The organism is Paraburkholderia dipogonis (genome assembly GCF_042680985.1).
Taxonomy (GTDB): domain Bacteria; phylum Pseudomonadota; class Gammaproteobacteria; order Burkholderiales; family Burkholderiaceae; genus Paraburkholderia; species Paraburkholderia phytofirmans.
Genome location: NZ_JBHUFR010000010.1, coordinates 402,467 through 429,110, shown reverse-complemented (window position 1 = coordinate 429,110; position 26,644 = coordinate 402,467). Strand labels below are relative to the sequence as shown.

Annotated in this window: 27 protein-coding genes; 16 read left to right on the top strand and 11 right to left on the bottom strand. The window is 64.1% G+C overall.

Going from position 1 to position 26,644, the window contains the following annotated elements:
* Positions 1–133: 133 nt before the first annotated feature.
* The 6 genes from metH to ACFSNN_RS14435 all read right to left on the bottom strand — a co-directional run bounded on the left by metH (position 134) and on the right by ACFSNN_RS14435 (position 8,129).
* Positions 134–2,851, bottom strand: a complete 2,718-nt coding sequence (metH, locus tag ACFSNN_RS14460) for a methionine synthase (protein WP_166799261.1) — start codon at positions 2,849–2,851, stop codon at positions 134–136.
* 87 nt (positions 2,852–2,938) lie between these two features.
* Positions 2,939–4,009 carry a homocysteine S-methyltransferase family protein gene (locus tag ACFSNN_RS14455; protein WP_134457265.1) on the bottom strand — a complete coding sequence of 357 codons (1,071 nt, stop codon included), beginning with the start codon at positions 4,007–4,009 and terminating at the stop codon, positions 2,939–2,941.
* Between the two features lie 285 nt (positions 4,010–4,294).
* Entirely contained in the window at positions 4,295–4,552 is a 258-nt protein-coding gene (locus ACFSNN_RS14450) for a BTH_I0359 family protein (protein WP_120344435.1), read from the bottom strand.
* A gap of 117 nt (positions 4,553–4,669) precedes the next feature.
* Positions 4,670–5,458, bottom strand: coding sequence for an alpha/beta fold hydrolase (locus ACFSNN_RS14445; RefSeq protein WP_134457264.1), 789 nt, complete (start codon positions 5,456–5,458; stop codon positions 4,670–4,672).
* A gap of 191 nt (positions 5,459–5,649) precedes the next feature.
* Positions 5,650–6,945 carry a DUF3108 domain-containing protein gene (locus ACFSNN_RS14440; RefSeq protein WP_134457263.1) on the bottom strand — a complete coding sequence of 432 codons (1,296 nt, stop codon included), beginning with the start codon at positions 6,943–6,945 and terminating at the stop codon, positions 5,650–5,652.
* Between the two features lie 281 nt (positions 6,946–7,226).
* Positions 7,227–8,129, bottom strand: a complete 903-nt coding sequence (locus ACFSNN_RS14435; RefSeq protein WP_134457262.1) for an IclR family transcriptional regulator — start codon at positions 8,127–8,129, stop codon at positions 7,227–7,229.
* Between the two features lie 128 nt (positions 8,130–8,257).
* On the opposite strand from ACFSNN_RS14435, the gene ACFSNN_RS14430 reads away from it, so the two are divergent.
* From ACFSNN_RS14430 to rfaE2, 6 genes are all read left to right on the top strand, one after another.
* Positions 8,258–9,241 carry a fumarylacetoacetate hydrolase family protein gene (locus tag ACFSNN_RS14430; protein ID WP_134457261.1) on the top strand — a complete coding sequence of 328 codons (984 nt, stop codon included), beginning with the start codon at positions 8,258–8,260 and terminating at the stop codon, positions 9,239–9,241.
* A gap of 254 nt (positions 9,242–9,495) precedes the next feature.
* Positions 9,496–10,731, top strand: a complete 1,236-nt coding sequence (locus ACFSNN_RS14425; RefSeq protein ID WP_134457260.1) for an ABC transporter substrate-binding protein — start codon at positions 9,496–9,498, stop codon at positions 10,729–10,731.
* Positions 10,732–10,780: 49 nt separating this feature from the next.
* Positions 10,781–11,668, top strand: a complete 888-nt coding sequence (locus ACFSNN_RS14420; RefSeq protein ID WP_106282313.1) for an enoyl-CoA hydratase/isomerase family protein — start codon at positions 10,781–10,783, stop codon at positions 11,666–11,668.
* Positions 11,669–11,765: 97 nt separating this feature from the next.
* Positions 11,766–12,587: a PhaM family polyhydroxyalkanoate granule multifunctional regulatory protein gene (locus tag ACFSNN_RS14415; RefSeq protein ID WP_134457259.1), complete on the top strand. Its 822-nt coding sequence runs from the start codon at positions 11,766–11,768 to the stop codon at positions 12,585–12,587.
* Between the two features lie 564 nt (positions 12,588–13,151).
* The gene (locus ACFSNN_RS14410; RefSeq protein WP_012431553.1) at positions 13,152–14,024 is read left to right on the top strand and encodes a ferritin family protein; all 873 of its coding nucleotides are present in this window, start codon (positions 13,152–13,154) and stop codon (positions 14,022–14,024) included.
* A 155-nt stretch (positions 14,025–14,179) separates the two neighbouring features.
* On the top strand, positions 14,180–14,662 hold the full coding sequence (gene rfaE2 / locus ACFSNN_RS14405; RefSeq protein WP_134457258.1) for a D-glycero-beta-D-manno-heptose 1-phosphate adenylyltransferase: 483 nt from the start codon (positions 14,180–14,182) through the stop codon (positions 14,660–14,662).
* Between the two features lie 71 nt (positions 14,663–14,733).
* Here rfaE2 and ACFSNN_RS14400 read toward each other — a convergent pair whose 3' ends face one another.
* From ACFSNN_RS14400 to ACFSNN_RS14390, 3 genes are read right to left on the bottom strand one after another with little or no spacing between them, the layout of a single operon-like run.
* Positions 14,734–14,973 carry a hypothetical protein gene (locus ACFSNN_RS14400; protein WP_012431555.1) on the bottom strand — a complete coding sequence of 80 codons (240 nt, stop codon included), beginning with the start codon at positions 14,971–14,973 and terminating at the stop codon, positions 14,734–14,736.
* A 53-nt stretch (positions 14,974–15,026) separates the two neighbouring features.
* A complete protein-coding gene (locus ACFSNN_RS14395) occupies positions 15,027–15,839 on the bottom strand; it encodes a type III pantothenate kinase (protein ID WP_134457257.1) in 813 nt (270 codons plus the stop codon).
* Positions 15,836–16,729, bottom strand: a complete 894-nt coding sequence (locus ACFSNN_RS14390; protein WP_134457256.1) for a biotin--[acetyl-CoA-carboxylase] ligase — start codon at positions 16,727–16,729, stop codon at positions 15,836–15,838. The genes ACFSNN_RS14395 and ACFSNN_RS14390 overlap by 4 nt, the downstream gene beginning before the upstream one ends.
* 105 nt (positions 16,730–16,834) lie before the next feature.
* On the opposite strand from ACFSNN_RS14390, the gene ACFSNN_RS14385 reads away from it, so the two are divergent.
* The 7 genes from ACFSNN_RS14385 (at position 16,835) to ACFSNN_RS14355 (ending at position 22,808) form a co-directional block, all read left to right on the top strand.
* Positions 16,835–17,968, top strand: a complete 1,134-nt coding sequence (locus ACFSNN_RS14385) for an MlaE family ABC transporter permease (RefSeq protein WP_134457255.1) — start codon at positions 16,835–16,837, stop codon at positions 17,966–17,968.
* Complete coding sequence (locus tag ACFSNN_RS14380; protein ID WP_106302291.1) at positions 17,965–18,843, top strand: ABC transporter ATP-binding protein; 879 nt, start codon at positions 17,965–17,967, stop codon at positions 18,841–18,843. Before ACFSNN_RS14385 ends, ACFSNN_RS14380 begins: the two co-directional genes overlap by 4 nt.
* Before the next feature lie 16 nt (positions 18,844–18,859).
* Complete coding sequence (locus ACFSNN_RS14375; RefSeq protein WP_134457254.1) at positions 18,860–19,822, top strand: MlaD family protein; 963 nt, start codon at positions 18,860–18,862, stop codon at positions 19,820–19,822.
* Between the two features lie 57 nt (positions 19,823–19,879).
* Complete coding sequence (locus ACFSNN_RS14370; RefSeq protein WP_012431561.1) at positions 19,880–20,506, top strand: ABC-type transport auxiliary lipoprotein family protein; 627 nt, start codon at positions 19,880–19,882, stop codon at positions 20,504–20,506.
* 31 nt (positions 20,507–20,537) lie between these two features.
* Entirely contained in the window at positions 20,538–21,695 is a 1,158-nt protein-coding gene (locus ACFSNN_RS14365) for a VanZ family protein (protein ID WP_134457253.1), read from the top strand.
* Between the two features lie 136 nt (positions 21,696–21,831).
* On the top strand, positions 21,832–22,155 hold the full coding sequence (locus ACFSNN_RS14360) for a (2Fe-2S) ferredoxin domain-containing protein (RefSeq protein WP_012431563.1): 324 nt from the start codon (positions 21,832–21,834) through the stop codon (positions 22,153–22,155).
* An 8-nt stretch (positions 22,156–22,163) separates the two neighbouring features.
* Positions 22,164–22,808 carry an alpha/beta hydrolase gene (locus tag ACFSNN_RS14355; RefSeq protein ID WP_134457252.1) on the top strand — a complete coding sequence of 215 codons (645 nt, stop codon included), beginning with the start codon at positions 22,164–22,166 and terminating at the stop codon, positions 22,806–22,808.
* A gap of 49 nt (positions 22,809–22,857) precedes the next feature.
* Here ACFSNN_RS14355 and ACFSNN_RS14350 read toward each other — a convergent pair whose 3' ends face one another.
* Positions 22,858–23,169 carry a hypothetical protein gene (locus ACFSNN_RS14350; protein ID WP_166799202.1) on the bottom strand — a complete coding sequence of 104 codons (312 nt, stop codon included), beginning with the start codon at positions 23,167–23,169 and terminating at the stop codon, positions 22,858–22,860.
* Between ACFSNN_RS14350 and ACFSNN_RS14345 the strand changes: the two genes are divergently transcribed.
* The 3 genes from ACFSNN_RS14345 to ACFSNN_RS14335 are packed head-to-tail and all read left to right on the top strand — an operon-like array spanning position 23,129 to position 25,578.
* Entirely contained in the window at positions 23,129–24,358 is a 1,230-nt protein-coding gene (locus tag ACFSNN_RS14345) for a D-alanyl-D-alanine carboxypeptidase family protein (RefSeq protein WP_134457251.1), read from the top strand. The genes ACFSNN_RS14350 and ACFSNN_RS14345 overlap by 41 nt on opposite strands.
* A 13-nt stretch (positions 24,359–24,371) precedes the next feature.
* On the top strand, positions 24,372–25,337 hold the full coding sequence (locus tag ACFSNN_RS14340; RefSeq protein WP_134457250.1) for a D-amino acid aminotransferase: 966 nt from the start codon (positions 24,372–24,374) through the stop codon (positions 25,335–25,337).
* Positions 25,309–25,578, top strand: coding sequence for a DUF493 family protein (locus ACFSNN_RS14335; RefSeq protein ID WP_134457249.1), 270 nt, complete (start codon positions 25,309–25,311; stop codon positions 25,576–25,578). The genes ACFSNN_RS14340 and ACFSNN_RS14335 overlap by 29 nt, the downstream gene beginning before the upstream one ends.
* A gap of 16 nt (positions 25,579–25,594) precedes the next feature.
* Here the strand turns inward: ACFSNN_RS14335 and ACFSNN_RS14330 are convergent, their stop codons facing one another.
* On the bottom strand, positions 25,595–26,563 hold the full coding sequence (locus ACFSNN_RS14330) for a transcriptional regulator GcvA (RefSeq protein ID WP_134457248.1): 969 nt from the start codon (positions 26,561–26,563) through the stop codon (positions 25,595–25,597).
* Positions 26,564–26,644: the final 81 nt, after the last annotated feature.

Sequence of the window (26,644 nt, the reverse complement as noted above, 5' to 3'; positions counted from 1 at the left end):
TTAGTAAGCCGACGCGTTTTGGCCGCGTCTGGCGGGGTCAAGCCGCCTCAGTCTACAAAGCCGAAAATTACGTTGCCGCAAATATTCAGTCTTTCCAGCCCGATATAGTGGGGTTCCCGCCACGCCCGACCGCTTACAGCAAAGGCGCCAAGGCCCGCTCCGCATCCGTTTTCGACAGCGACATGCGCCTTGCGTAGTCTTCCAGCTGGTCCTGGCCGATCTTGCCGACGGAGAAGTAAGTGCTGTCCGGATGCGCCAGATAGAAACCGGAGACGCTCGCCGCCGGCAGCATGGCGAGCGATTCGGTCACGCTCATGCCGATTTCGGTGGCGTGCAGCACGTCGAACATATCGCGCTTGACGAGGTGATCCGGGCAGGCCGGATAGCCGGGCGCCGGTCGGATGCTGTGGTACTTTTCCGCGATCAGGTCGTCGTTGGAAAGCGTTTCGGCGTTCGCGTAGCCCCACAGGTCGCGCCGCACACGCGCATGGAGCGCTTCGGCGAAGGCTTCGGCGAAACGGTCGGCGAGGGCCTTGAGCATGATCGCGCTGTAGTCGTCGTGGTCCTTTTCGAACTGCTTTTCCTTCACGTCGACGCCCAGACCCGCCGTCACCGCGAACATGCCGATGTAGTCGGCCACGCCCGAGTCCTTCGGCGCGATGAAGTCGGCGAGCGACCGGTTCGGCCGCATCACGCCGTCCACCACCGGACGCACGCTCTGCTGGCGCAGATTGCGCCATGTGAGCGCGACTTCCGAGCGCGATTCGTCCGTGTAGATTTCGATGTCGTCGTCGTTCACCGTGTTGGCGGGCAGCAGCGCGATCACGCCGTTCGCCTGCAGCCAGCGGCCCTGGATCAGGCGCGCGAGCATCGATTTGCCGTCCGAGAACACGCGCCGCGCCGATTCGCCGACGATCTCGTCATTCAGGATGGCCGGATACGGGCCGGCCAGGTCCCACGTCTGGAAGAACGGACCCCAGTCGATGTAGTTCGCCAGTTCGCTCAGGTCGAAGTTCTTGAACACGCGGCGGCCGATGAACTTCGGCTTGACCGGCTGATAGCTCGCCCAATCGACCTTGGTCTTGTTGGCGCGGGCTTCGGCCAGCGTGACCATGGGCAGCGCTTTCTTGTTGGCGTGCTGATCGCGGATCCGGTCGTAATCGGACTTGAGTTCGTCGAGGTACTTCGCCGCGCCTTCGTCGGACAGCAGGCTCGACGCCACGGAGACCGAGCGCGACGCGTCCGGCACGTAGACCACGGGCCCTTCGTAATGCGGCGCGATCTTCACGGCGGTATGCACGCGCGAAGTGGTCGCGCCGCCGATCAAGAGCGGAATCTTCTTGACGCGGAAGTAGTCGTCGCGCTGCATTTCCGAGGCGACGTAGGCCATTTCTTCGAGGCTCGGCGTAATCAGACCGGACAGCCCGATGATGTCCGCGCCTTCGACCTTCGCCTTGGCGAGAATGTCGTTGCACGAGACCATCACGCCCATGTTGACCACTTCGAAGTTATTGCACTGAAGCACCACCGAGACGATGTTCTTGCCGATATCGTGCACGTCGCCCTTCACCGTGGCGATGACGATCTTGCCCTTCGCGCGCACGTCGGCGCCGGCATCGGCGAGCTGCTTCTTCTCTTCTTCGATGTAGGGAATCAGATGCGCGACGGCCTGCTTCATCACGCGCGCCGACTTCACCACTTGCGGCAGGAACATCTTGCCCTGGCCGAACAGGTCGCCGACGATGTTCATGCCGTCCATCAGCGGGCCTTCGATCACGTTGATCGGGCGGCCGCCATCAGCGGCGATCCTGGCGCGCACTTCTTCGGTGTCTTCGACAATGAAGTTGGTGATGCCGTGCACGAGCGCGTGCGACAGACGCTTCTCGACCGGCTGGTTGCGCCACTCGAGGTTCTCTTCCTTCTTCGCGGCGCCGGTCTTGAACTTGTCGGCGATTTCGAGCAGCCGGTCGGTGCCGTCTTCACGACGATTCAGCACGACGTCTTCCACGCGTTCGCGCAACTCCGGATCGAGGTCGGCGTACACGCCGAGCTGGCCCGCGTTGACGATGCCCATGTCCATGCCGGCCTGGATCGCGTGATAGAGGAACACGGTGTGAATCGCCTCGCGCACCGGGTCGTTGCCGCGGAACGAGAACGACACGTTCGACACGCCGCCGCTCACTTTCGCGTACGGCAGATTCTCTTTGATCCAGCGCGTGGCGTTGATGAAGTCGACGGCGTAGTTGTTGTGCTCTTCGATACCGGTTGCGATCGCGAAGATGTTCGGATCGAAGATGATGTCTTCCGGCGGGAAGCCGACTTCATTCACGAGAAAATCGTACGAGCGCTTGCAGATCTGCGTCTTGCGCTCGAACGTATCCGCCTGGCCCTGTTCGTCGAAGGCCATCACCACCGCGGCCGCGCCGTAGCGGCGAATCAGGTTCGCGTGGTGACGGAACGCTTCCTCGCCTTCCTTCAGCGAGATCGAGTTGACGATCGCCTTGCCCTGCACGCACTTCAGGCCGGCTTCGATCACTTCCCACTTCGACGAGTCGATCATGATCGGCACGCGCGCGATATCCGGTTCCGACGCGATCAGATTCATGAAGCGCACCATTGCCGCTTTTGAATCGAGCATGGCTTCGTCCATGTTCACGTCGATGACCTGCGCGCCGTTTTCGACCTGCTGGCGGGCGACTGCGATTGCGTCGTCGAACTGGTCGTTCAGGATCATTCGCGCGAACGCCTTCGAGCCGGTCACGTTGGTGCGTTCACCGACGTTGATGAAAAGCGTCCCGGACGTGACGTTGAACGGCTCGAGGCCGGAAAGGCGCATGGTGTGATCGGTCATGGCGTATGTGCTCGATTGCTGCGATTAAGTGCGTCGTGTTCGATGGCGGAGGTGCGGCGGCGCCTGCTCAGTGAGGCGCCGCTCGACTCAGGCTGCGTCGCGGTATTGCGTCGGCCATTGGCGCGGCTTCACTTCGGCCAGCGCCTGGGCGATCGCCGCAATATGTTCCGGCGTCGTGCCGCAGCAGCCGCCGGCAATATTCACCAGTCCAGCCTGCGCGAACTCCTTCAGCAAGCCCGAAGTGTCCGCGGGCAGTTCATCAAAGCCCGTATCGCTCATCGGATTCGGCAAGCCCGCGTTCGGATAGCACGACACATACGTGTCGCACAGCTTGGCCAGTTCGGCGATATACGGCCGCATCAACGCCGCGCCCAACGCGCAATTCAACCCGAACGTGAGCGGCTTTGCATGACGCAGCGAGTTCCAGAATGCTTCAACCGTCTGGCCCGACAGAATGCGGCCGGATGCATCGGTGACGGTGCCCGAGATCATGATCGGCAGACGCTCGCCGGTGTCTTCGAACAGTTCGTCGAGCGCGAACAACGCGGCCTTCGCGTTGAGCGTGTCGAAAATGGTTTCGACGAGAAACAGATCGGCGCCGCCGTCGAGCAAAGCCTTGGCTTGTTCGTAGTAGGCCGCGCGCAACTCGTCGAACGTCACGTTGCGCGCGCCTGGGTCGTTCACATCGGGGGAAATGCTCGCGGTCTTCGGCGTCGGTCCGATCGCGCCGGCCACGAAGCGCGGCTTGTCGGGCGTCGAATACTTGTCGCAGGCGGCACGCGCCAGTTTCGCCGACTCGAGATTCATCTCGATGGCGAGGTCTTCCATGCCGTAGTCCGCCTGCGCGACGGTGGTTGCACCGAACGTGTTGGTTTCGATGATGTCCGCGCCCGCCGCCAGATACTGCTCGTGAATCTCGCTGATGATGCGCGGCTGCGTAATCGACAGCAACTCGTTGTTGCCCTTGATGTCGCGCCCGTAGTCTTTGAAGCGCTCGCCGCGATAGCGGGCTTCGTCGAGCTTGTAGCGCTGGATCATCGTGCCCATTGCGCCGTCCAGGATCAGGATGCGCGACTTGAGCAGCGCGGGCAGCGCCGTGCCGCGCGTGTAGGCGTCGTCGGGGCGGACTGGCGTGGCGGTTTGAGCGGGCTGGTTCATGGCGGACGAGGGCTTGCGCCGACTTTTCGGGAAACCTGTCATTGTAGCCGCTGGCAGACGGATCCGCCCGGCGCGGGATGAGCAGCCACCTCTGGCTGGCGAGGCGCGCCGCATGATCGGGATCGGCAAAGCGGCGTGACAAAGAAAACGGCCCAGCGAGGCAAAAGCCTGCTGGGCCACTTCATATTTGCCGACCGACTTGTAAAAGCCGCCTGCTTGCCCGGTTACGGGGGCGGGCGGCGCGGCCGATGTATGTCGCCAAAAACGCTAAGCCGAACCTCGCGGTTAGTGAAGAATCACCGGTTGATGCATCAGGCTGTCGAACTGGCCGAGGAATTCGTCTACTTCATCCAGCGACGGTTCCTCTTCGATCAGCTTCTGCACGTGCTCGCGAAAACTCGCCGCCATTGCTCCGTCGATATAGATCTCACGCTGCATGTTTTTGTCGACGATCTCGTAGCCGCCCGACTTCATGGCCAGCGGGCCTTCCTGCGGCGGAAACTCGACGACACAATAGTTGGGGCTGTTGTAGATCATTTGCATGGCGACACTCCTTATTTCCGTTGGCTCCTGGCCATTCCTGCGCCATAGGTGGAGCGTATGGTTTGGAATTCAAGGGGTGGGTCCGGATTGACGCTTGTAAAGTCCCGAACCTACCGGTTAGACCGGCCTTTCAAGAAACGTTTCAAGCAGGGCAGCAAAACGGTGAGATTGCTCGATGGGCGCGAGATGAGCGGCATCCAGCAGTTCGAAACGTGCGCCTTCGATGGCGTCTGCTATTGCCTGTGTAGAAGCAGGCGGCGTGCCCGTGTCGTGGCGGCCCGCCACGGTCAATGTTGGGCATCGGATTGCTCCCAGCTTACTGCGTACGTCGAAATCGCGCAGGGCTTCGCATGCCATTGCGTAGCCTTCTGACAACGTGTTGGTCAATACGTCGCGGATCTGCTCGACTGCTTCGGGGTGCGCGGCCTGGAAATCGGGGGTTAGCCAGCGACTCAATGTCGCGGGCACAAGCGAGGCCATCCCGTCGCGGCGGGCCGCCGCCGCACGTTGATCCCACGTGGCGCGGGCTTCTTGCGGCGTGCCGCCGCTGCTGTCGGCGATCGTCAAACTATCGACGCGCGCGCCATGATCGAGCGTGAATTGCTGCGCGATCATGCCGCCCATCGACATGCCGACCAGATGCGTAGTGGGTGCGCCGAGAGCATCGAGCAGCGTGGCGAGATCGTGTGACAGATCGGCGATGCTAAACGGCGCGCCGGACGCCGCAGTCCTGCCGTGACCACGCACGTCGTAGCGCAGCACGGTGTAGTCGTCGCGGAAATAGCCGGCGAGTTGGTCCCACACCGACAAATCGCCGCCGAGTTGGTGGATGAACGTCAGCCAGGGGCCGCCGCCCTCGTTGCTCAGCACATAGCGCGTCTCAATACCGTTGATGTTCACTTGCATGCGGGCTCCTTGGAAGGGGAACGCAGTGGAAGGTCTATTCGCGCGCGGGTTGCTGCCAAGCTTGTTTCGCTTGTTTAACGGGCTGATCTGTATACGCAGCAAAGGCGCGAACGGTTGCAGCAGGTGGTGCGAGTCGGCGCCGGTGCAGAAGTTTCGCCGAACCGATGGAAACTCTCTTCAAGTCTGCGGATTCAGGGCTTGATGATGCCGGACGTGTTGCTGGGGGCGGTCGGGTCGACCGGCGTGGAGGGCGCGACCTCGGGCATAGCTGCCGATGCAGCCGGCGCCGATGGGCTGGTCGAATTGTCAGGAGAAGCCACGGCCGCGTCGCCATTGCTGTCGGGAGCGCTGCCACCCGCATCCGCATTGAGCTTGCCGCGCCACACCAGTTCGAATTGCGTGCCGTTCGGCTCCGTCTGCACGATGCGCGCAGGCAGCCAGCCGAGCGACGGCGCGAGCCATACGTCGATGCGCCGTAAATCGCCGTCATGGCGAGGCAGGCGTTTGAAATGACGCGTGTCGAGGAAACCTTGGGCCGTGCGGATGGTTTCATCGCCGATCGTTTCGACCGGCCAGTTTTCGCCGCTATCGTTATCGACCACGAAGAACTGGCGCGTCACGCCGGGCTTGTAGGCGCCCGGATCGCCACGCACGAGGCTGGCAAGCTGCATCACCATGCTGAAACGGTCCTGCGCGCCGTCGGGCAACGGTAAGGTGGACGGGGTGCGTGTGAAAGCGATCTTCTTGTCGGTGCGGTTAAAGATTGCGATGTCTTCCGCCCGGCGGCCGCGTTTTTCGATGTACTGGTCCGGCGCGAGACCGAAGGCGTCGATACGGCCATGGCTCGAATACATGAAGGTGCCGACAAACGGGAGCGGCACGGAGACGACCATTTCGTAGCTTTGCGCGTTGCTGGTCCAGTGGATCGTGCCCGGCTGGTTCCGCACGCCATTGTAAAACGTGTCGTACTGCAGTTCGCCCGATGGCGGCACGGAGAACTTCACGCCCGGCGACGCTTGCGGCGCGCTCGCGGCAGCGGGCGCGCTGGCCGTGCCGGTGGCGCTCGCGGCGGCATTGGGTGCTGTGTCGGCGCTCGACGCCGCGCCAGGAGCGCTGGCGACGGCGTCCGATGCCGTAACAGGTACCGCCGGCGCGGCCTGCTTTGCCGGCTGCAGGGCAGTCAGCACGTGTTGGCGCGGCTTGCTCGCCGCAGCGTGGCGAGTGGGTGCGGGTTCAGGCGCAGGCGACGCGGCGGCGGCCGGTTTGCGTTCGATACGTTCGGGCGTCAGCAATGCGACTTGCACCGGCACATGCTCATTGTCGGAGGGGTTGAGGTTGGCGCGATTGCGCTCGACCCATTGCGCGGCGATCCAGTGCAAAACGGCCACGATGAACAGCACCACGATCCAGCGCCCCACGCGCAAACCGGTGCGCGGCCCGCTGGGCGGCGTGTGATCGGAACGGCGGGTGGCGGGGGCTGAGGACATCGGTCAGTGAGTGTGCGCGGGCGCGAGGCTTTGGGATTGACGAGCGGAGCGTGCGAGCTGCGGTGAATGCGACAAAGGCGCCGGGCCTGCGTGCCTTGATGCGTTTATGACGGCAGCGAACCGATTCGACCGCGCCGCCGCGAGCGATGTTCCGCACGGTTGAAAAGACGCGCACGTTCAAGACCCGGAACAGTCCCCAGAGCGCGGCGCCGCCATGCTTGCCGACTGAGTTCGCGTGAAACCATTGCAAAGCGCCACGCACTCAACGCGCCGCATCACACCTATTCGTCGCGCGGCGACGCACTATACCCCAGCTCATACGAGAGCTTTTCCGCGCATTCGCGCAATGCCGTATCGATTTCACCGCCCCAGCGAATATCGAACGCGCCTTCATGACCGAGCGCGATGAGGCCGAGCGCCAGTTCGCCGGTCGAGTCGAACACCGGCATGCAAAACGCGTGAATGGTCGGCAGCAACATGCCTTCGACGCGCGCCGCCTGATGCTCGCGCACCTGCGCGAGAACCTGCTCGACTTCATCGCGCGTGCGCGGCGCGCCGATATGCGACGAACGGCGCGAATCGGCCAGTTCGCGTTCGAGCATCGAGGCGGTCTTGCTCGCCGGCAGATACGCGGCGAACAACAGGCCGGTGGCGGAACTGAGCAGCGGCATCACGTCGCCGAGTTTGAGCGATGCTTTTGCCGGATAGCTCGATTCCATCCAATGCACCATGGTCGGCCCCTGATTGCCCCATACCGCGATGCCGACCGTGAGATCGAGCCGGTCGCGCAATTCGGAGAGCGCGATGCGCGCGAGTTTGACGCCGTCGACCCGAGCAAGCCGCGCGAGTCCCAGTTGCAGCGCGAATCCGCCCAGCTCGTAACGGCCCGACAGCGGGTCTTGCGACACCACACCGAGGCGCAGAAAACTCACCAGATAGCGATGCGCTTTCGCGGGGCTCATGCCGGCACGCTGCGCGAGATCGCGCAGCATCATGGCGCGCGGTTCGTGGGTGAGCACATCGAGCAACCTGAAGCCGACTTCGATCGACTGGATGCCCGAGCGCAGCTTTTCCTCGCCGCCATCGACACTTTCGCCGCCTTCCTCGTCGGGTTCGATCGGGTCGAGCGGTTCAGCGGAGTCGGCGTCGGTGCGGATGGCGCCGGAGCGGGCAGTTGGAGGCATGAGCGAGGCGCACGCGGCGCATTCAAAAAGTGACACACGGATGAGGCGGATCGCCGGCACTTGGGCCGGGCCGATTCACCATCGTAGAATAGATTCCTTCTATCGTCACTAACACGGTTCATTCCTCTATGAAACTTGCCACGCTGAAGGACGGCACGCGCGACGGCCAGCTGATCGTCGTGTCCCGCGACCTGCACACCGCGGCTGTCGCCGACGCGATCGCGCCCACGTTGCAGCGCGTGCTCGACGATTGGGCCTTCTACGCGCCGCAATTGCACGATCTGTACGACGCGCTCAATCAGGGCCGCGCGCGCAACACCTTCCAGTTCGACGCCAAGGAGTGCATGGCGCCGCTGCCGCGTGCGTTTCAATGGGCCGACGGCTCGTCGTATGTGAACCATGTCGAACTGGTGCGGCGCGCGCGCGGCGCGGAAATGCCGCCGGAATTCTGGACCGATCCGCTGATGTACCAAGGCGGCAGCGACGACTTCATCGGCCCGAAAGACGACGTGCTGTGCGCGTCCGAAGCATTCGGCATCGACTTCGAGGCGGAGGTCGCCGTGATCACCGGCGATGTGCCAATGGGCGTCACGCCCGAGCAGGCGCTCAGAAGCGTGCGTCTGATCACGCTCGTCAACGACGTGTCGCTGCGCAATCTGATTCCCGCCGAGCTCGCGAAGGGCTTTGGCTTTTTCCAGAGCAAGCCGGCCACGTCGTTCGCGCCTATCGCGGTGACACCCGACGAACTTGGCGAACACTGGCGCGAAGGCCGCGTGCATCGGCCGATGATCGTCCACTGGAACAACAGGAAGGTCGGCCAGCCGGATGCCGGCACGGACATGGTGTTTCACTTCGGCCAGTTGATCGCGCACGCGGCGAAGACACGCAATCTGCGCGCGGGCGCGATCGTCGGCTCGGGCACGGTGTCGAACAAGGACGCCAAGCGTGGCTATTGCTGTATCGCCGAGAAGCGCTGCCTCGAGACCATCGAGCACGGCGCGCCACAGACCGAGTTCATGAAGTACGGCGATACGGTGAAGATCGAAATGTTCGACGAAGCGGGCAAGTCGATCTTCGGTTCGATCGATCAGGGCATCGCGCCGCTGGATTGACGCACCGCTGTTGTGTAGAACGCGGCATGTCGGCCACACGGGTATCCGCGCGCTTCGTTCCGGTTCGAAAGGGTTTCGCCCGATGCCGTGGCGAGTGTGCACCGCTACACTGACTGGCGCGCCGACATGGCCGGGGTGGCTGACTGCGGATTCATCGCAGGACTGTCGCGAAGCTGCGTGAGACGGCACGTGAGCAGGGCATGAGCCGGACATCGGCAGTACATCAAAACGAAAAACCGACGTGAGGAGACAGCATGCCGCGAATCGAATTCCTTGAACCCGAAACCCGGCGCGCTCGCGCGTCCAACCATTCGCGCCAGACACCTTCGCGCAATCGCCTCGCGCGACGTGCCGTTGCGCTATGCGCGGCGTTCGCGGGTGTTTTGCCCGGTATCGCGTTGGCGCAGGTGAAAATCGGCCTGGTGCTGTCGCTCACCGGACCGGCCGCGTCGCTCGGCATTCCCGCGCGCGATACGGTCGCGCTGCTGCCCAAGCAGATCGGCGGTCAGAGCGTCGAATACATCGTGCTCGACGATGCATCCGATACCACGCAGGCCGTACAGGACACCAAGAAACTGATCTCCGAGAATCACGTCGACGCGATCATCGGGTCGTCGATTACGCCGAATTCGCTGGCCATGATCGATGTCGTTGCCGAAGGTCAAACGCCGATGATCTCTCTGGCCTCATCGGCGAAAATCATCGAGCCCGTGGATGCGAAACGTCACTGGGTCTTCAAGACGCCACAAACCGACGCGATGATGGCGTCGGCGATTGCCGAACACGCCAGTCTGCACGGCGTCAAGACCATCGCATTTATCGGCCAGGCCGACGCGCTCGGCGAGACCTTTTACACCGAGGTCGCGAAGTTTGCGCAGTTGCATCACATCGAGATGGTGGCGAGCGAGCGCTTCAATCGCACCGATCCGAGCGTGACGGGCCAGGTCCTCAAGATTCTCGCGACGCATCCCGACGCGGTGGTGGTCGGCGCGGCCGGCACGCCCGCCGCCTTGCCGCCGAAGACACTGAGGGAACGTGGCTACAAAGGGATGATCTATCACAATCACGGCGTCGGGAATAACGACTTCCTGCGCGTTTGCGGCGCCGATTGCAATGGCACCTTCCTGCCCGCGAGTCCGGTGCTGGTCGCCGCGCAATTGCCGGCGGATCATCCGGCCAAGCGGCTTGCGCTCGATTACATCGCGCGCTTCGAAGCGGTGCGCGGCGCGGGCAGTGTCTCGGCATTCGGCTCGTACACGTGGGACGCGGGCATGCTGCTCGGCCATGCCGTACCGATCGCGCTGAAAAGCGGCGCGCCGGGCACGCCGGAATTTCGCCGCGCGCTGCGCGATGCGCTCGAAGCGACACGCGGTCTCGCGGACACCAACGGCGTCGTCAACATGAGCGCCACGGATCACCTCGGGCTCGATCAGCGGGCGCGGGTGATGGTGGAAATCAAGAACGCGAAGTGGGTTTATCAGCCGCGTTGAACGAACGCGGCACGGTTCAAACGAAACACCGATAGACGGATCGCTCATCATGTCTCAGGCACCACACCGTAACGACGCGTTTTACGCGCACTACCAGTCGCTCCAGTTGCATCGCCATCCGCACGGCGTGCTCGAAGTCGTGATGAGCGGCGAGGGCGCCAACAAGAGCGCGCTCGCCACCGCCAACGCGCGCATGCACTTCGAACTCGCGGAGATCTGGCGTGACATCGACCGCGATCCCGACACGCGCGTGGCGATCATTCGCGGCGAAGGCAAAGGCTTTTCGGCTGGCGGCGACCTGCAGCTCGTCGAAGACATGGCCACTGATTTCGACGTGCGCGCGCGAGTGTGGCGAGAGGCGCGCGATCTGGTCTACAACGTGATCAATTGCAGCAAGCCGGTTGTGTCGGCGATGCACGGACCGGCAGTCGGTGCCGGGCTCGTGGCGGGGCTCCTTGCCGACATCTCGATCGCGACCAAGACGGCGCGGATCATCGACGGCCATACGCGTCTGGGCGTGGCCGCCGGCGATCACGCGGCGATCGTCTGGCCGCTGCTGTGCGGGATGGCGAAAGCCAAGTATTACCTGATGCTCTGCGAGCCGGTGAGCGGCGAAGAGGCGGAACGCATCGGCCTCGTCTCGCTCGCCGTCGACGAAAACGATCTGCTGCCCAAAGCATTCGAAGTCGCGCAGAAGCTGGCCAACGGCTCGCAAACGGCGATTCGCTGGACCAAGTACGCGTTGAACAACTGGCTGCGCTCGGCGGGACCGGCGTTCGATACGTCGCTCGCGCTGGAATTCATGGGCTTTGCCGGGCCGGACGTGCGCGAGGGCGTGAACTCGCTGCGCGAGCGGCGCGCGCCGGATTTCGGCGGTGCAGACCCGTGGCGCGGTCAGCCGTCGAACGGCGGCGCGACAGGCGGCGAGCGCTCCTGAGGCTGCCTCCTGCACGGTATGATCGAAGCAAGACGCGCGCGGAACGGCGCTCCTTCCTTAACGCTTCTTTTTCAATTTACGCAGCGAGTCGACAACCATGACCGATTCCTCTAACTCCACGCCGCCCTTTCCCGGCTTTCCCGGTTTCCCGCCCGCTGAAATGCTCGAACGCATGTGGGGCATGATGCGGCTGTCGCCGTTCGGCACGGCTTTTTCGGGCGCGCAGCCGGCCGGTGGCGGCGGCCTCGGACCTTCGCTCTCGATGATGTCCGACATGATGGCGCCGCTTACCAACGTCGAGGAACTCGACAAGCGCATCACCGACATGCGGGCCGTCGAGCAATGGCTCAAGCTGAATCTGAGCATGCTGCAATCCGCGATTCAGGCGCTCGAAGTGCAGCGCGCGACGCTCGCGACCTTGCGCGCGTTCGGCGCGTTCGCGCAGACGTCGATGTCGCAGCCCGCGGCGGAGTCGGCCGCGCCGAGTCCCGCGCCCGCGAGAGGCTGGCCGCATCCGGCGGCGCCTGCCCCGGCGCCGGCTGCTGCGGCGAGCGTCGCTTCGTCGGCCGAGCAGCCGGCGGGTGGGGAAGAGGAGGCGCCGGCCACGCCACCATTCGACGCCTCCGCGTGGTGGAATCTGCTGCAATCGCAGTTCAACCAGATCGCCCAGTTTGCGATGGCGCAACCGCCGGCCGCCGGTGCGGGCGCCGAGCCGTCTGATTTTGCCCCGGACCATGCGGCTGCTCCGGCACCCGGCGGCGAGCCGGCGGGCGGCGCGCCACAGACATCGGCGCGAGAGGCGGACGCCGCGGAGGCAGAGGCCAAACGGCAGGCGGCGAAGCGGACCCCGGCGGCCACGAAACGCACGAGCGGCGCCAGTGCAAGCGCCGGCCCGAAAGCCACGAAAAAGTCCGTTTAAAAGCAGAAATGAAACGCGTGGCGCGGCGCGGTTTTGAAGCGACACAGCAAGGCGAGTTGGCCGTCTGTCATGCTTTTGACCCCGATCGTTCGCCACACTGCGCAAATCGCACGATTTCTTGCGCACGGTCAGTCAGGCACCAGAATTGCGGCTGCTACAGCGCGGGTTCGGTCAAGTCAGCGTGCTATCATTGTGTAAGCTTTATTTTGGCTTTTGGGCGCGCGCTGAAAACTACCAATCCAGCCGCCCTTGCTCCATTCGCCGCCGGTAACACCGGCGCAGGGCTGGACGGTGCGGTTTTCATCGCAAACTGGCTCGACCTCAGGCACGGGGTATCCCTCACCCACGGTTGGCCGCGCAGCGCGTTGCGTAGGGTACACGCGCGGGCGCAAACGCCTGGACTTCTTTGCCGTCAGGTGCATCTAGGCGGCTGATTACCGCGTAAAATTGAATGCTTGGCCGGCAAACGGTGCGCATTTAGGTGCGATCCGTTCGTCGTAAGCAAAAGTACTACACCGTAGTAGTGATAGACACACACAGTATGCGCAGAACAGGGGTGGGACTATGAACACCATGCTTTATCCGGAACTTTATAAATCGCTCGAATCCGTTCGATGGGACATGGAGAAAGACATTCCCTGGGACAAGTTCGATGCATCGCTATTGACCGACGAGCAGGCAGCGACGATCAAGATGAACGCGATCACCGAATGGTCGGCGTTGCCCGCCACGGAAATGTTTCTGCGTGACAACCATCACGACAGCGATTTCTCCGCGTTCATGAGCGTGTGGTTCTTCGAAGAGCAGAAACATTCGCTGGTGCTGATGGAATATCTGCGCCGCTTCAAACCGGAAATGTGCCCGACCGAAGAAGAACTGCACGCCGTGCGCTTCGAATTCGATCCGGCGCCGCCGCTCGAAACGCTGATGCTCCACTTCTGCGGCGAAATCCGCCTGAATCACTGGTATCGCCGGGCAGCCGAATGGCACACCGAGCCGGTCATCAAACACATCTACGAAACCATCTCGCGCGACGAAGCGCGGCATGGCGGCGCGTATCTGCGCTACATGAAGAAGGCCATGGCGCAAACCGGCGACATCGCGCGGGCTGCGTTTGCGAAGATCGGTGTCCTGATGGCATCGGCTCGCCGCACGGAAAAACCGCTGCACCCCACGAACCTGCACGTGAACCAGGCGCTGTTCCCGCGCGACACGATTCAGTCGCGTCTGCCGGATCCGGAATGGCTCGAACGCTGGCTCGACGAACAGATCCGCTTCGACGACGGTTGGGAAAAGAAGGTGGTCGAGCGCATTCTGCACAACCTGTCCATTCTGTTCGAGCGCACGTTCAATACGGCGCAGGAACTGAACCGCTACCGCAAGGAAGTGGTGCTGCGTCTGCAGGCCGATCAGAAGTCGGCTGAACAACCGGCCTGACGGTCGCGAGCATGTGACTCGGTTTGCGCCGCCGCGCGCGCTGCGAACCGGTTTGAAAAAGAACGGCCTGACGCTCTTATGTGCGCCAGGCCGTTTTGTTTCATGCGACCCATCGTGTATGGTGACGACACCTTCCTGTCCTTTCCGATTTCTCCATGGCTGCCATTTTTGAACGCAAGATTCTCGCGCGCGATGCGCTGGTGACGCTGCGTCCCTCGTTGAACGCGCCGGTTGTGTTTACCAACGGCGTGTTCGATATCCTGCATCGCGGGCACGTGACGTATCTCGCCGATGCCAAGGCTTTGGGTGCTTGCCTGATCGTCGGCGTGAATAGCGATGCGTCGGTGCGCATGCTCGGCAAAGGCGATGACCGGCCCATCAACAACGAGGCCGATCGCATGGCCTTGCTGGCGGCGTTGGAGAGCGTCGACTACGTGGTGTGCTTTGGCGAGAAGACGCCCGTCGAATTGATTTCGGCGGTGCGGCCGGACGTGCTCGTAAAAGGCGGCGACTACGACATGGACGTGCTGCCCGAGTCGGCCATCGTGCGAAGCTGGGGCGGTAAGGCTTTGGCCATTCCCTTCGAGCACGACCGCTCGACTACCGCACTACTGAAGAAGGTTCGTACGCAGAGCTAGTGGTGGCTGCGACGTGAGTCACTCATCGGCTTCGCGACTTGCATCGCATACGCCGCAAGATTGCGAGCGACTTACTGCGAAAGCGCGGATGCCGCGATCGGCGCCATCGGCGCCGGACCGCCCACCACGGCCTGATCGGCGGCTTCGGCCGCAGTGACGGGCTGCACCCTCAACCATTCCTGATGAACCTGGCGATTCAGATGGTTGGGCTCGCGTCCGCCGGCTGTGGGCGTCGGGCCGAACACGCCGCGCACCGCGACGAATGCCAGCATATTGGCAAGAAACAGTATGGCGATCAGCCAGCGCAGCATTGTTGGTTTTCCCCGTCGAGAAGTTGAGCCGCCGTTATGCCGTTGGTCGCGATTCAGTTGCCGCGTTCCAAGGCGCGCTCGGCGGCAATCAGCGCAAGACCGGACAGCACGAGCGAATCGTGGCGAGTATGCGGCACTTTCAGTGCGCTCGCCACTTCGTCCACGGCGCCGCCGCTGACCACGAGCCGCACCGGCACCTGCCATTCATCCTGCAGATCGCGCCACATCCGCTCGACCAAGCCCGCTTGCGCCAGCGTGCAACCGGCAGACAACGAACGCGGCGTATCCGTCGCGAAGAACGGGCCGCTACGCGCCGCATCGGTGGTGCTGCCGTCGAGCAGACCGCGAGCCGCGTGGGCGTCGAGCGTCGGCAATTGCGCCGTGTGCTCGCCTAGCGAGCGCATCATCAAGCTCCAGCCCGGCGCGATCAGACCGCCGACAAAGCAGCCGTCCGCGCGCAATGCTTCGAGGGTGGTCGCCGTGCCGAACGTCGCAATCAGCAGATGTTCGCCAGGGAACGCCGCGTGCGCGCCGATCATGCCGGCCCAGCGATCGCTGCCGAGCGCATGCGGCGTGGTGTAGCTGTTGGTCACACCGCATTGCTGCGCGCAAGCGCGAATCGTGGTGAGCGGCAACTGCGGCCAGCGGGCGTCGAGCAAAGCGGCAATCCGCGCCGCGACGTTTTCACCCGCGACATTGGACAACCATGCGCGGCTGGGCGCCGGCAAATTCGACCAGTCCGGCTGATCCGCGCCGCCGTGGGGCAGGGCGCCGGCCGCGATCTGCGAACCGTCCGCCGTTACCAGCGCCCACTTGATACGGCTATTGCCCGCGTCGATCAGCAAATCAGGCGCGCAGCTCGTCATGCGGCACCGTCGGCCAGACGCAGCGAGACGTCGCCGGTCGCGACGGTCTCGCGACCGGTGGCGGTGTCGAGCAGCAACTGGCCGCGCTCGTCGACGCCCGCCGCCACGCCGCGCATCTGTTCCTGGCCTTGTTCCAGCAACACCACTTCGCGGCCTGCGTAGGCGTGCACCGCGTTCCAGCGCGCCTGGAATGGCGCGAAACCTTCAGCGCCGAAGCGCTGCAAGGCCGGTTCGAGTGCGTTCAGCTCGGCGGCGAGCGTGTCGGTGAGGTTGGCGTTGGGCAGCGCGCGCTGCAAGGCGGTCGGCGCGGTGCCGCGCGCCTGCGGCGGCACGCCGGCGTTCAGCGCGCCGACTTTGGCCGCGAGTTCGTCCGCGCCCTTCACGTTGGTGCCGATGCCGATCACCACCGCGCTGGCGTCGTCGGTGCTCCACGCGGTTTCGATCAGGATGCCGGCCAGCTTGTCGCCTTCGAGCAGCACGTCGTTTGGCCACTTCAGCGCGATCTGGCCGGGACCGGCAACCGGCAGCGAACGCAGCCCGTCGACCAAGGCGACGCCCACCGCGAGACTCAGACCCGCGAGCCCTTCGAGCGGGCGCGGCAGCACGCATGCCACCGAAAACAGCAGCGCATTGCCCGGCTCCGCATACCACGGACGGCCACGGCGGCCGCGCCCGGCGGTTTGCAAGTACGCGACGCGCACGATCGGCCGCGGCAGCGCGCCGGGTTTGCGCGGCAGCGCTTTGACGCGCGTCATCAGGTCGGCGTTGGTCGAGCCGGTTTCCTCGACGATTTCGATCGGCCAGTCGTGCGCGTGCGGGCCGAACAGCGCGACGGCGCGCTCGCGGTCGATGCGCCAGTCGCCTTGGGGGGGAGTCTTGGACGTGTTCATGATTCATATTGTAGCGACAGCGAACCCGTTGAGCCCGCGCGCACGGTTCCCGCGCCGCGCCTTCGTTACAATGGCCGCTAATCCGATAACCAGATTCAACGATCCTTGAACTACGACACTCCGCCCGGCCTCGAAGTCGCGGCAGGCAGCCAAGGCAAGATCGTCCGGCTCTCGGGCCAGTGGACGGCGCTCGCGCTCGCGCGCGACAAGGCCACGGGGCATGTGATCCCTCTGTTGGGGTCGCTGGTCGGCGCCGAAGGCATCGGTCAATGGGATCTGTCGCGGATCGACCGGATGGACCACGTCGGCGGCCAGGCGCTGTGGCGCGTGTGGGGCCACAAGATGCCCCCGGACACCACGCTGACCGACACGCAACGCGACATTTTCGAACGCATCGCCTTGCTCGACACCGTGCGCGAAAAGGCCGAGCCGGTGATCAGGTTCGATCCGCTCACGCGGCTCGGACTCGCGATTTTCTCGTTCTTCGAGCATCTGTATGGCGGCGTGGCGATGCTCGGGCGCGTCGTCCTCGACCTGCTGGCGATCGCGCGCAAACCGAAAATCACGCCGTGGACCGAGATCTCCGCGAACATCTATAACGCCGGCACCAAAGCCCTGCCGATCACCGCGCTGGTCGCGTTCCTGATCGGCATCGTGCTCAGCTATCTGTCGGCGCAGCAACTGCGGCTTTTTGGCGCAAACCAGTACATCGTCAATATCCTTGGGCTCTCCGTGATTCGCGAACTCGGGCCGGTGCTCGCCGCGATTCTGGTGGCAGGCCGCTCGGGTTCGGCGATCACCGCGCAGATCGGCGTGATGCGCGTGACCGAGGAACTCGACGCCATGCGCGTGATGGGCATCCCGCACGGCCTGCGGCTGATCTTGCCGCGCGTGGTCGCGCTTGGCGTGGCGATGCCGCTGCTCGTCATGTGGACCAACATCATCGCGCTGACGGGCGGCGCGCTCGCCGCGAAGATCGCGCTCGGCATCGACATGAGCTACTTCGCGCGGGCTTTGCCGGGCGTGGTGCCGGTTGCCAATCTGTGGATCGGCTTGGGCAAGGGCGTCGCGTTCGGCATGCTGATCGCGATCGTCGGCTGTCATTTCGGTTTCCGTATCAAGGCCAATTCGCAGAGTCTCGGCGAAGGCACGACGACCTCGGTGGTGACCTCGATTACCATCGTGATTCTCGCGGACGCCGTGTTCGCGATCCTCTTCCAGAACGTGGGGCTCGGATGATCGCGCCACTCACTCAGGCCGTGCGCGGCCAACCCGTACCCTCGATCGCCGAGCCGGTGATCGAAGTGATCGACGTGACCAAGCGCTACGGGCGCAACATCGTGCATCAGCATCTGAATCTGGACGTGCGGCGCGGCGAGATCGTCTCGATCGTCGGCGGCTCGGGTTCCGGCAAGACCACGCTGGTGCGGCAGATTCTCGGGCTCGAGCGTCCTTCATCGGGCACCATCAAGCTGTTCGGCGAGAATCTCGCGACCATTTCGCCTGAAACCGCGCTGCTGATGCGCAGCCGCTCCGGCATGCTGTTTCAGCGCGGCGCGCTGTTCTCGTCACTGTCGGTGTTCGACAACATCGCACAGCCGGTGCGCGAACTCGGCAAGGTGCCCGAAGATCTGTTGCGCGACATCGTCATGCTCAAGCTGGAGATGGTCGGCCTGCCGTGCAAGCACGCGTCGAAAATGCCGTCGGCGCTGTCGGGCGGCATGATCAAGCGCGTCGGCATTGCGCGCGCGATTGCGCTCGAACCCGAACTGCTGTTTCTCGACGAACCGACCGCCGGGCTCGATCCGCAGGCGTCGGATGAATTCGTCGAGCTGATCTCCGCGCTGCATCGCGCGCTCGGCCTGACGGTGGTGATGGTCACGCACGATCTCGACACGATGATCGCGTTGTCCACCCGCGTCGCCGTGCTGGCGGATCGCAAGGTGCTGGTCGCCGCGCCGGTCGAAGAGGCCGCGGGCGTCGATCATCCTTTCATCCGCGAATATTTCCTCGGCCTGCGCGGGCGCCGCGCGTTGCAGGCGCTGCCGCCGGAGCGCCGCGCAAAGCTGCCGCGGGCGGCGCTCGAGCCGGCATCGTCCGAATTGCCGCTGTGAACCAGGGAACCTGACAATGGAAAACAAATCACATGCCTTCTGGGCCGGGCTCTTCACGATCGTTTTGCTGGTGGCTATCGCGCTGGCGGGGTTTTTGTTCAATGTCGACCGTTCCGTGCGGGTGCCGTACGATCTGATCGCGCGCACCAACGTGACGGGCCTGTTCACCGACGCCGCGGTGCGTTATCGCGGGCTCGACGTAGGCAAGGTGCAGTCCATCAAGTTCGATCCCGCTCATCCGGGGCAAATTCTGATTCGCATCCTCGTCGATACGCACGCGCCGATTACCCATTCGACGTTCGGCAGCCTGGGTTTCCAGGGCGTCACGGGTATCGCCTTCATTCAGCTGGATGACAATGGGCGCGATCCGACGCCGCTGGCGTCGTCGGCCAAACAGGTGGCGCAGTTGCCGATGCGCCCCGGCTTGCTCGATCAATTGCAGCAACGCGGCGACGTGCTGCTGCGCAAACTCGAAAAAGTCGCGGACGACGTCGATCATTTGCTGTCGCCGGAAATGGCCGCGCAGTTGCAAGGAACGGCCGCGAGCCTGCAGCAGGCCGCCGACGGCGTGGCCACGCTGTCACAGAAAATGGCGCCGGCCGCCGGTATGCTGCCCGGCACGATCGACCAGCTGAATCGCACGCTGGCCTCGACCAATCAGTTGATCACCAGCCTGAACCGGCCGAACGGCCCGTTCGAGACCAATCTGAACAAGGTCGGCACGGCCGCGCAACAGGCCGGCGACGCGCTGGTGTCGATCAACGGCGCCGTGCAGGAACTGTCGTCGCGGGTCGGCTACGACACCTTGCCGCGCGTCAATTCGCTCGCTGAAGACGTGCGCTCCGCCGCCCGCTCGGTGGACCGCGCCGCCGACACGTTCAGCACCAGCCCGCGCAGCGTGCTGTTCGGCGCGCCGGGTGCGGCGCCCGGCCCCGGCGAAGCGGGCTTCAAATGGCCCGCCGCGCGCGCTGCTCAGTGAGTTGAAGCAGTGAGGTCGAAGCAATGATTTTGAAGGTTTGAAGAAAGGAAGATTGTCATGTCACGCTCGATTCACCGATTTTTGCCAACGAGCGCCGCGCTGGCGGTGCTGCTCGCATTCGGCGTGCTCGCCGCGGGCTGCGCCGGCACACCGGCTGCTCTGTCGGACATCCGCTATGACTTCGGGCCGCCGAGTCCGGCAGCATCAGCCGGCACGTCGCCGGCCGTGAAGGTGCTCGATGTGAGCGCGCCCGATGTGCTCGAGTCGGACAAGCTGATGTACCGCCTGAGCTACGCCGACGCGCAGCAGACCGCTGCGTACGCGAACAGCCACTGGACCATGACGCCTTCGCAATTGCTGACCCAGCGTCTGCGCGGCGCGCTCAGTTCGCGCGGCACGGTGCTGACGGGCGCCGACGGCGTCGCCGCGCCGGTGCTCAAGGTCGATCTGAGCGAGTTCGAACAGGTCTTCGACAGCCAGTCCGAAAGTCACGCCGCGGTCACCGCGCGCGCCACGCTCACGCAAAGCGGCAAGGTGCTCAGCCAGCGCACCTTCATCGCGCGGGCGCCGTCCAGGTCGGCGGACGCCGCCGGCGGCGCGCAGGCGCTAGCCACCGCCAGCGACGATCTCGTCTCGCAGATCGGCGCGTGGCTCGGCGTGCAGGCGCTGGTCGCCGCGCAATGACCGGCTCGCAGCGCACATCGCGGAGCGCTGCATGAGCGTGAAACCCTGGGTGCGCCGTCCGTCGGTGCTCGCCCGTCAGGCGCTGGTGCTGTATACCGCATTGATCGTCTACGGTTCGTGGTATCCGTTTTCGGGCTGGCGTTCGCTCGGCCTCGGTCCGTTGGCCTATTTGTCCGATCCCATGCCGCAGTACCTGACGGCGTTCGACGTCGTCACGAACGTGCTCGGCTATATGCCGTTCGGCGCGCTGGTGGTGCTCGCGGCCTATCCGCGCTGGCGCGGCACGCTCGCGGTCGCGTTCGCCTTCGTGCTCGGCGGCCTGCTGTCCGGCGTGATGGAAGCCGTGCAAACCTATCTGCCGACGCGCGTTGCCTCCAACCTGGATCTCGCCGCCAACGCGCTCGGTGCGCTGCTGGGCGCGGCGATCATGTCGCCGGCGACGGGCGCGCTGCTCGATCGCGGCTTGCTGCGGCGCATGCGGCTTCTGTGGTTCGAGCGCGATCGGGCCGCGCTCGCGTGTCTGGTCGTGGCGTGGCCGTTCGCGACGATGTACCCGGCGCCGCGCCTGTTCGGTCTCGGCAACTGGCCGCGTGCGCTCTGGCTGCGCTTCGATTCGACCACGCAAGACGCCTTGCTCGCGTGGACGCCGCCTGGCTGGCACGTCGGCGCCTGGCCGGCGCTCGCCGCCGCCTGGATGCCCGACGACGTGTGGGAAGCCGTGATCACCACGCTCAACCTGTTCGCCGCGCTCGCGCTGGCTTCGTTGCCGGTGCGCCGACATGCGCCGCGCGTGCGCCTGCTGCTCCTGTTTATCGTGATGACCTTGTGCGTGAAAGCGGGTGCGACGTTTCTGCAGTCGCAGTCCGGCCTCGCGTTCGACTGGGCGACGCCCGGCGCGTTGGCGGGTCTTGCGTGCGGGACTGCCGCGGCACTGCTCACCTTGCGTCTGCGGCGCCGGTCGCGCGCGGCACTGGCGGGCGTCGCGCTGACTATCGCGCTGGTGTTCGTCAATCTGCTGCCGGTCAACCCGTATTTCGATGCCGTGCTCGCCGACTGGCGGCAAGGGCGTTATCTGCACTTCAACGGATTGGCCCACTGGCTCGCGTGGATCTGGCCGTATGCGGCGCTCGTGTGGCTGGCGTATGTGGTCGAACAGGCGTGGCTCAAGCGGCGCATGAAGCACACGTGAAGATATGCGGCGCGCAGGGCGGGCGTGGACAGCGTCGGCAACCGCCAGCCTCGCTCGTTATAATCGTTCGCACAACAGGCGCGCCGCCGTGCATCCAGCGCCATTCCCCACACCGACAGTCTCGCCCCCGGACATCATGGACTCCTTCTACAAGTACCACGTCTTCTTCTGTCTCAATCAGCGCGACCCCGGCGCCGAGCGCCCAAGCTGCGCGAACTGCAATGCGCAGGAGATGCAGGAGTACGCGAAAAAACGCGTAAAGAAGCTCGGTCTCGCAGGTCCGGGCCAGGTGCGCATCAACAAGGCCGGCTGCCTCGACCGCTGCGAACTCGGCCCGACGCTCGTCGTGTATCCGGAAGGCATCTGGTACACGTACGTCGACGAGAGCGACATCGACGAAATCGTGGACTCGCACCTCGCGAACGGCAAGATCGTGGAGCGTCTGAAAATCGATCAATAAGTCTCGCCATGAACGTACACACCAAAAAATTTCTGATCGACGGCCCGGTCGGCAAGATCGAGGTCGCGCTGGATCTGCCCGACGAAACGCGCGAAAACGGCGCCGCGCCGCGCGGCATCGCGCTGGTCGCGCATCCGCATCCGCTGTTCGGCGGCACGATGGACAACAAGGTCGCGCAGACGCTCGCGCGCACACTCGTGCAGTTGAACTACGTGACGTATCGCTCGAATTTTCGCGGCGTCGGCGAAACGCAAGGCGAGCATGACGCGGGCATCGGCGAGCGCGACGACTTGTGCGCCGTGCTCGATCACATGCGCGCCGAACCGGGGCAAAGCGATCTGCCCCTCGTGCTGGCGGGTTTTTCGTTCGGCACGTTCGTGTTGTCGCACGTGGCCGCGCAACTGCGCGAAGAAGGTCAGGAGATCGAGCGAATGGTGCTGGTCGGCACGGCGGCGAGCCGCTGGGAAGTCGCCCCGGTGCCGGAGAACACGCTGGTGATTCACGGCGAAACCGATGAGACGGTTCCCATTCAATCCGTTTACGACTGGGCGCGGCCGCAGGAATTGCCGGTTGTCGTGATTCCGGGCGCGGAGCATTTTCTGCATCGCAAGCTGCACGTGCTGAAGCGGATCATCGTCGACGCCTGGCGCTAATCGACCCGCGATGTGTGTTTTCCGGGGTACAGGTACGCACAAACGCAAATTAATCGCCGGCCTTTGCGCAAAGTAACGGGGAGAGCGCGCGTATAATGGCGACTCTTTTTTGGGCGCAGCGCCGCCCATCCGGCAGTTCGCGCGACGCGTAGCGTCTTTTTCGCGCGCAGCGGTGGCGGATGCGGGCGTGCTGCGCGAACCGATCGCGTGGCCGGAAGTCCAATGGGCGCCGCGCCGTTTTTACGGCCAGACGCTCGCCGACCGGCTCTTCCAAACTCTGCGCCCTGCGCGCGATGTATTTTTCTGCACGAATCGACCTTATGCGTTTCTCCACCTCCGGCCGCACGTCATTCCCTTCCATTGCTTCCTTCGTTCCTTCTACGCTTAGCCGTGCCGTGACCCTCGGCGTAGTGCTGCCGGCCACGCTCGTCGCCAGCACCGCGTTCGCGCAAGTGCCGCCGCCGGCCGTGAATGCGCGCTCGTGGGTGCTCGTCGACGCGACCAGCAACCAGGTGCTCGCCTCGGGCAATCCGGACGAGCGCGTTGAACCGGCGTCGCTGACCAAGCTGATGACGGCGTACCTCGTCTTCGAAGCACTGCAGACGAAGAAGATCAACATGGACCAGACGGTCATGCCGAGCGAAGCGGTGCGCCGCGTGCGCACGGACGAATCGCGCATGTTCATCGAAGCCAACAAGCCGGTGACCGTGCACGATCTGGTGTACGGCATGATCATCCAGTCGGGTAACGACGCGGCGATCGCGCTGGCCGAACTGGTCGGCGGCAGCGAGTCGCAGTTCGTCAACATGATGAACACGGAAGCGCAGAAGCTCGGCATGAAGAACACGCATTTCGCCGATGTGAACGGCATGCCCGATCCGCAGCACTACACCACGGCGGGCGACCTCGCGGTGCTGTCGGCGCGTCTGATTCGCGACTTCCCTGACTACTACAACATCTTCTCGGTCAAGGAATTCACGTACAACAAGATCAAGCAGCCGAACCGCAACCGTCTGCTGTGGATCGACCCGACCGTCGATGGTCTGAAGACCGGTCACACGCAAGCCGCCGGTTACTGCCTGATCGCGAGCGCGAAGCGTTCGCTGCCGGGCGCGACCGACGCGTCACGCCGTCTCGTCTCGGTCATGATGGGCGAGACCAAGGAACACGACCGCGTGCAGGATAGCCTGAAGATGCTGAACTACGGCTACAGCGCCTACGACACGGTGCGTCTGTACAAGGCGAATCAGGTGGTGGGCACGCCGCGCGTCTACAAGGGTGCGCAGGACACCGTGCAGATCGGCGTGAAGAGCGACCAGTACATCACCGTGCCGAAGGGCATGGGCGACAAGGTGAAGCCGCAGATCGAGCAGATCGATCCGCTGATCGCACCGATCGCGAACGGTCAGCAGGTCGGTACCGCGAAGCTGGTGGCCGACGGCAAGGTGCTCGCACAGTTCCCGATCGTGGCCTTGCAGGCTGTGCCGCAAGCGGGCGTGGTCGGCCGCGTGTGGGATTCGCTGATGCTCATGTTCAACAAGAAGAAGTAAGAGCCTGATTGCAATGACCGCTGTCTCCGACGTTTCGCCTGATCCGATTGTCTATCTGAACGGCGAGTTGGTGCCGTTGTCCGAAGCGCGCGTGCCAGTTCTCGACCGCGGCTTTATTTTCGGCGACGGCATTTACGAAGTTGCGCCGCTCTACGCCCATCCCGCGCATGCGGGCGGCCGTACGCCGTTCCGTTTCCAGCAGCACCTGGCGCGCCTCGCGCGCTCGGTCGACAAGATCGGCATCGTCAATCCTTTCGACGATGTCGGCTGGCGCGCGCTGATCGAGCGCGTGGTCGCGGCGAACGAGGCGGACGGCGGTTTGCGCGCGGATCAGGACGCGATTGCCTATGTTCAGGTCACGCGCGGTGTCGCCAAACGCGGTCATGCGTTTCCGGCCGGCATCCAGCCGACCGTGTTCGTGATGGTCACGCCGTTGAACCTGCCGGACGCGGCGCAGCGCGCTGAAGGCGTGCGTTGCGTGACGGCCGAAGATCGCCGCTGGCTCAATTGCGATATCAAGTCCGTGTCGCTGCTCGGCAACGTGCTGATGGCGCAATATGCCGCGGAGAACGATGCGTTCGAAACGATCCAGTTTCGCGACGGCATGCTGACCGAAGGATCGTCGTCGAATGTGTGGATGGTGAAGGGTGGCGTGTTGGCCGCGCCGCCGCGCAGCCACAAGATTCTCGAAGGAATTCGCTACGGCCTGATCGAGGAACTGACGAGCGAGTGCGGCATTCCTTTCGAAGCACGCGAGATCACCGAGGCCGAACTGCGCGCGGCTGACGAGATCATCGTCAGTTCGGCAACCAAGGAAGTGCTGCCGGTCACGCAACTCGATGGCCGGCCGGTCGGCGAGGGCAAGCCGGGTGCTGTCTTTGCAGCGCTGTACGCGGCGTATCAGCGAGCCAAGGCCCAGCAAGCGCGCGAGGCGCAGCAAGGAGTAGAGAATGAGTTCCGTGAACGAGTCACTGTTTGAGTTTCCTTGCGATTTCCCAATCAAGATCATGGGCAAATCGCACCCCGAGTTCGCCGAGACGATCGTCACGGTGGTGCGGCAGTTCGACAACGAAGTCGACGCCTCGCGCGTCGAAACGCGTCCGTCCAGCGGCGGCAATTACACGGGCCTGACGGTCATGGTGCGCGCCACGAGCCGTGAGCAGCTCGACGATATCTATCGCGCGCTCACCGGCCATCCAATGGTCAAAGTGGTGCTTTAAACCCTTCGTTTACGTGTTACGGCGCGACGCGCAATGCGTTCGCCGATAGATCGGCGCTTGCGGCGGGTCGTAGCTCGCAAGCCTGGTCGAAAAGCTGCTTGAAGCGTCCCACCTCCTCGAATACCCAGTCTCGAAACGCTTTCACACGTGCGGTTTCGAGCATCTGCGGCGTGCAGATGAAGTAGTACTGCCATGGGCTCGGCCCATCCACATCGAAAAGCCGCACGAGGCGGCCCGCCGCGATTTCGGGCATGGCCAGCGAGCGGCGCGTGAGCGCGACACCCTGGCCGTCGATGGCGGCCTGCAGCAAATTCGACGAATCTTGGTACAGCACGCCGCGCTTCGGCTCAGGCCAGTCGGTGAGGCCGGCGGCGTCGAACCAGGGGCGCCAGAGTTCGTCGTCGGAGCGCAGCAGGGTGACTTTGGCCAGATCGGCCGGCGTTTGCGGCAGCTTGCCGCCGTTGAAATTCGGCGCGCAGGCGGGAAAGAAAATCTCCTCCAGCAACAATTCCGAATGCAGACCTGGATATTTACCGAAGCCGAAACGGATCGCCACGTCGACGTCGTCGCGCGCGAAGTCGGTGAGCGCGTTGGTGGACAGCAGTTCGAGGTCCCACTGCGGATGCGCCTCGATAAAACTGCCGACGCGCGGCGTCACCCAGCGCGCCGCAAATGACGAGAGCATGGACACCACGAGGCGCCGCTCCCGGTCGCCGGCGCGGATTTCGCGGGTGGCGTCGGCGAGCGCCATGAGAGCGGAGCGCACGTGCGAGGCATAGCGCCGGCCGGTTTCGGTGAGCCGCACGCGTTTGCCGTCGCGCGCGAACAGCGGGACGCCGAGTTCGGCTTCGAGCGCGCGGATCTGGTGGCTGACGGCGCCGTGGGTGACGAAGAGTTCGTCGGCGGCGCGCGAGAAGCTTTCGTGGCGGGCGGCGGCCTCGAATGCCTTGATCGCGTTCAGGGCGGGTAATTGCCGAAGGTCCATGGCAATATTCCTCACATAGAGGTGAAAATAGATCGTTTTGCGGAAACCCTTGCTGCGCCTAGGATTGTAGTCGTGAAACGA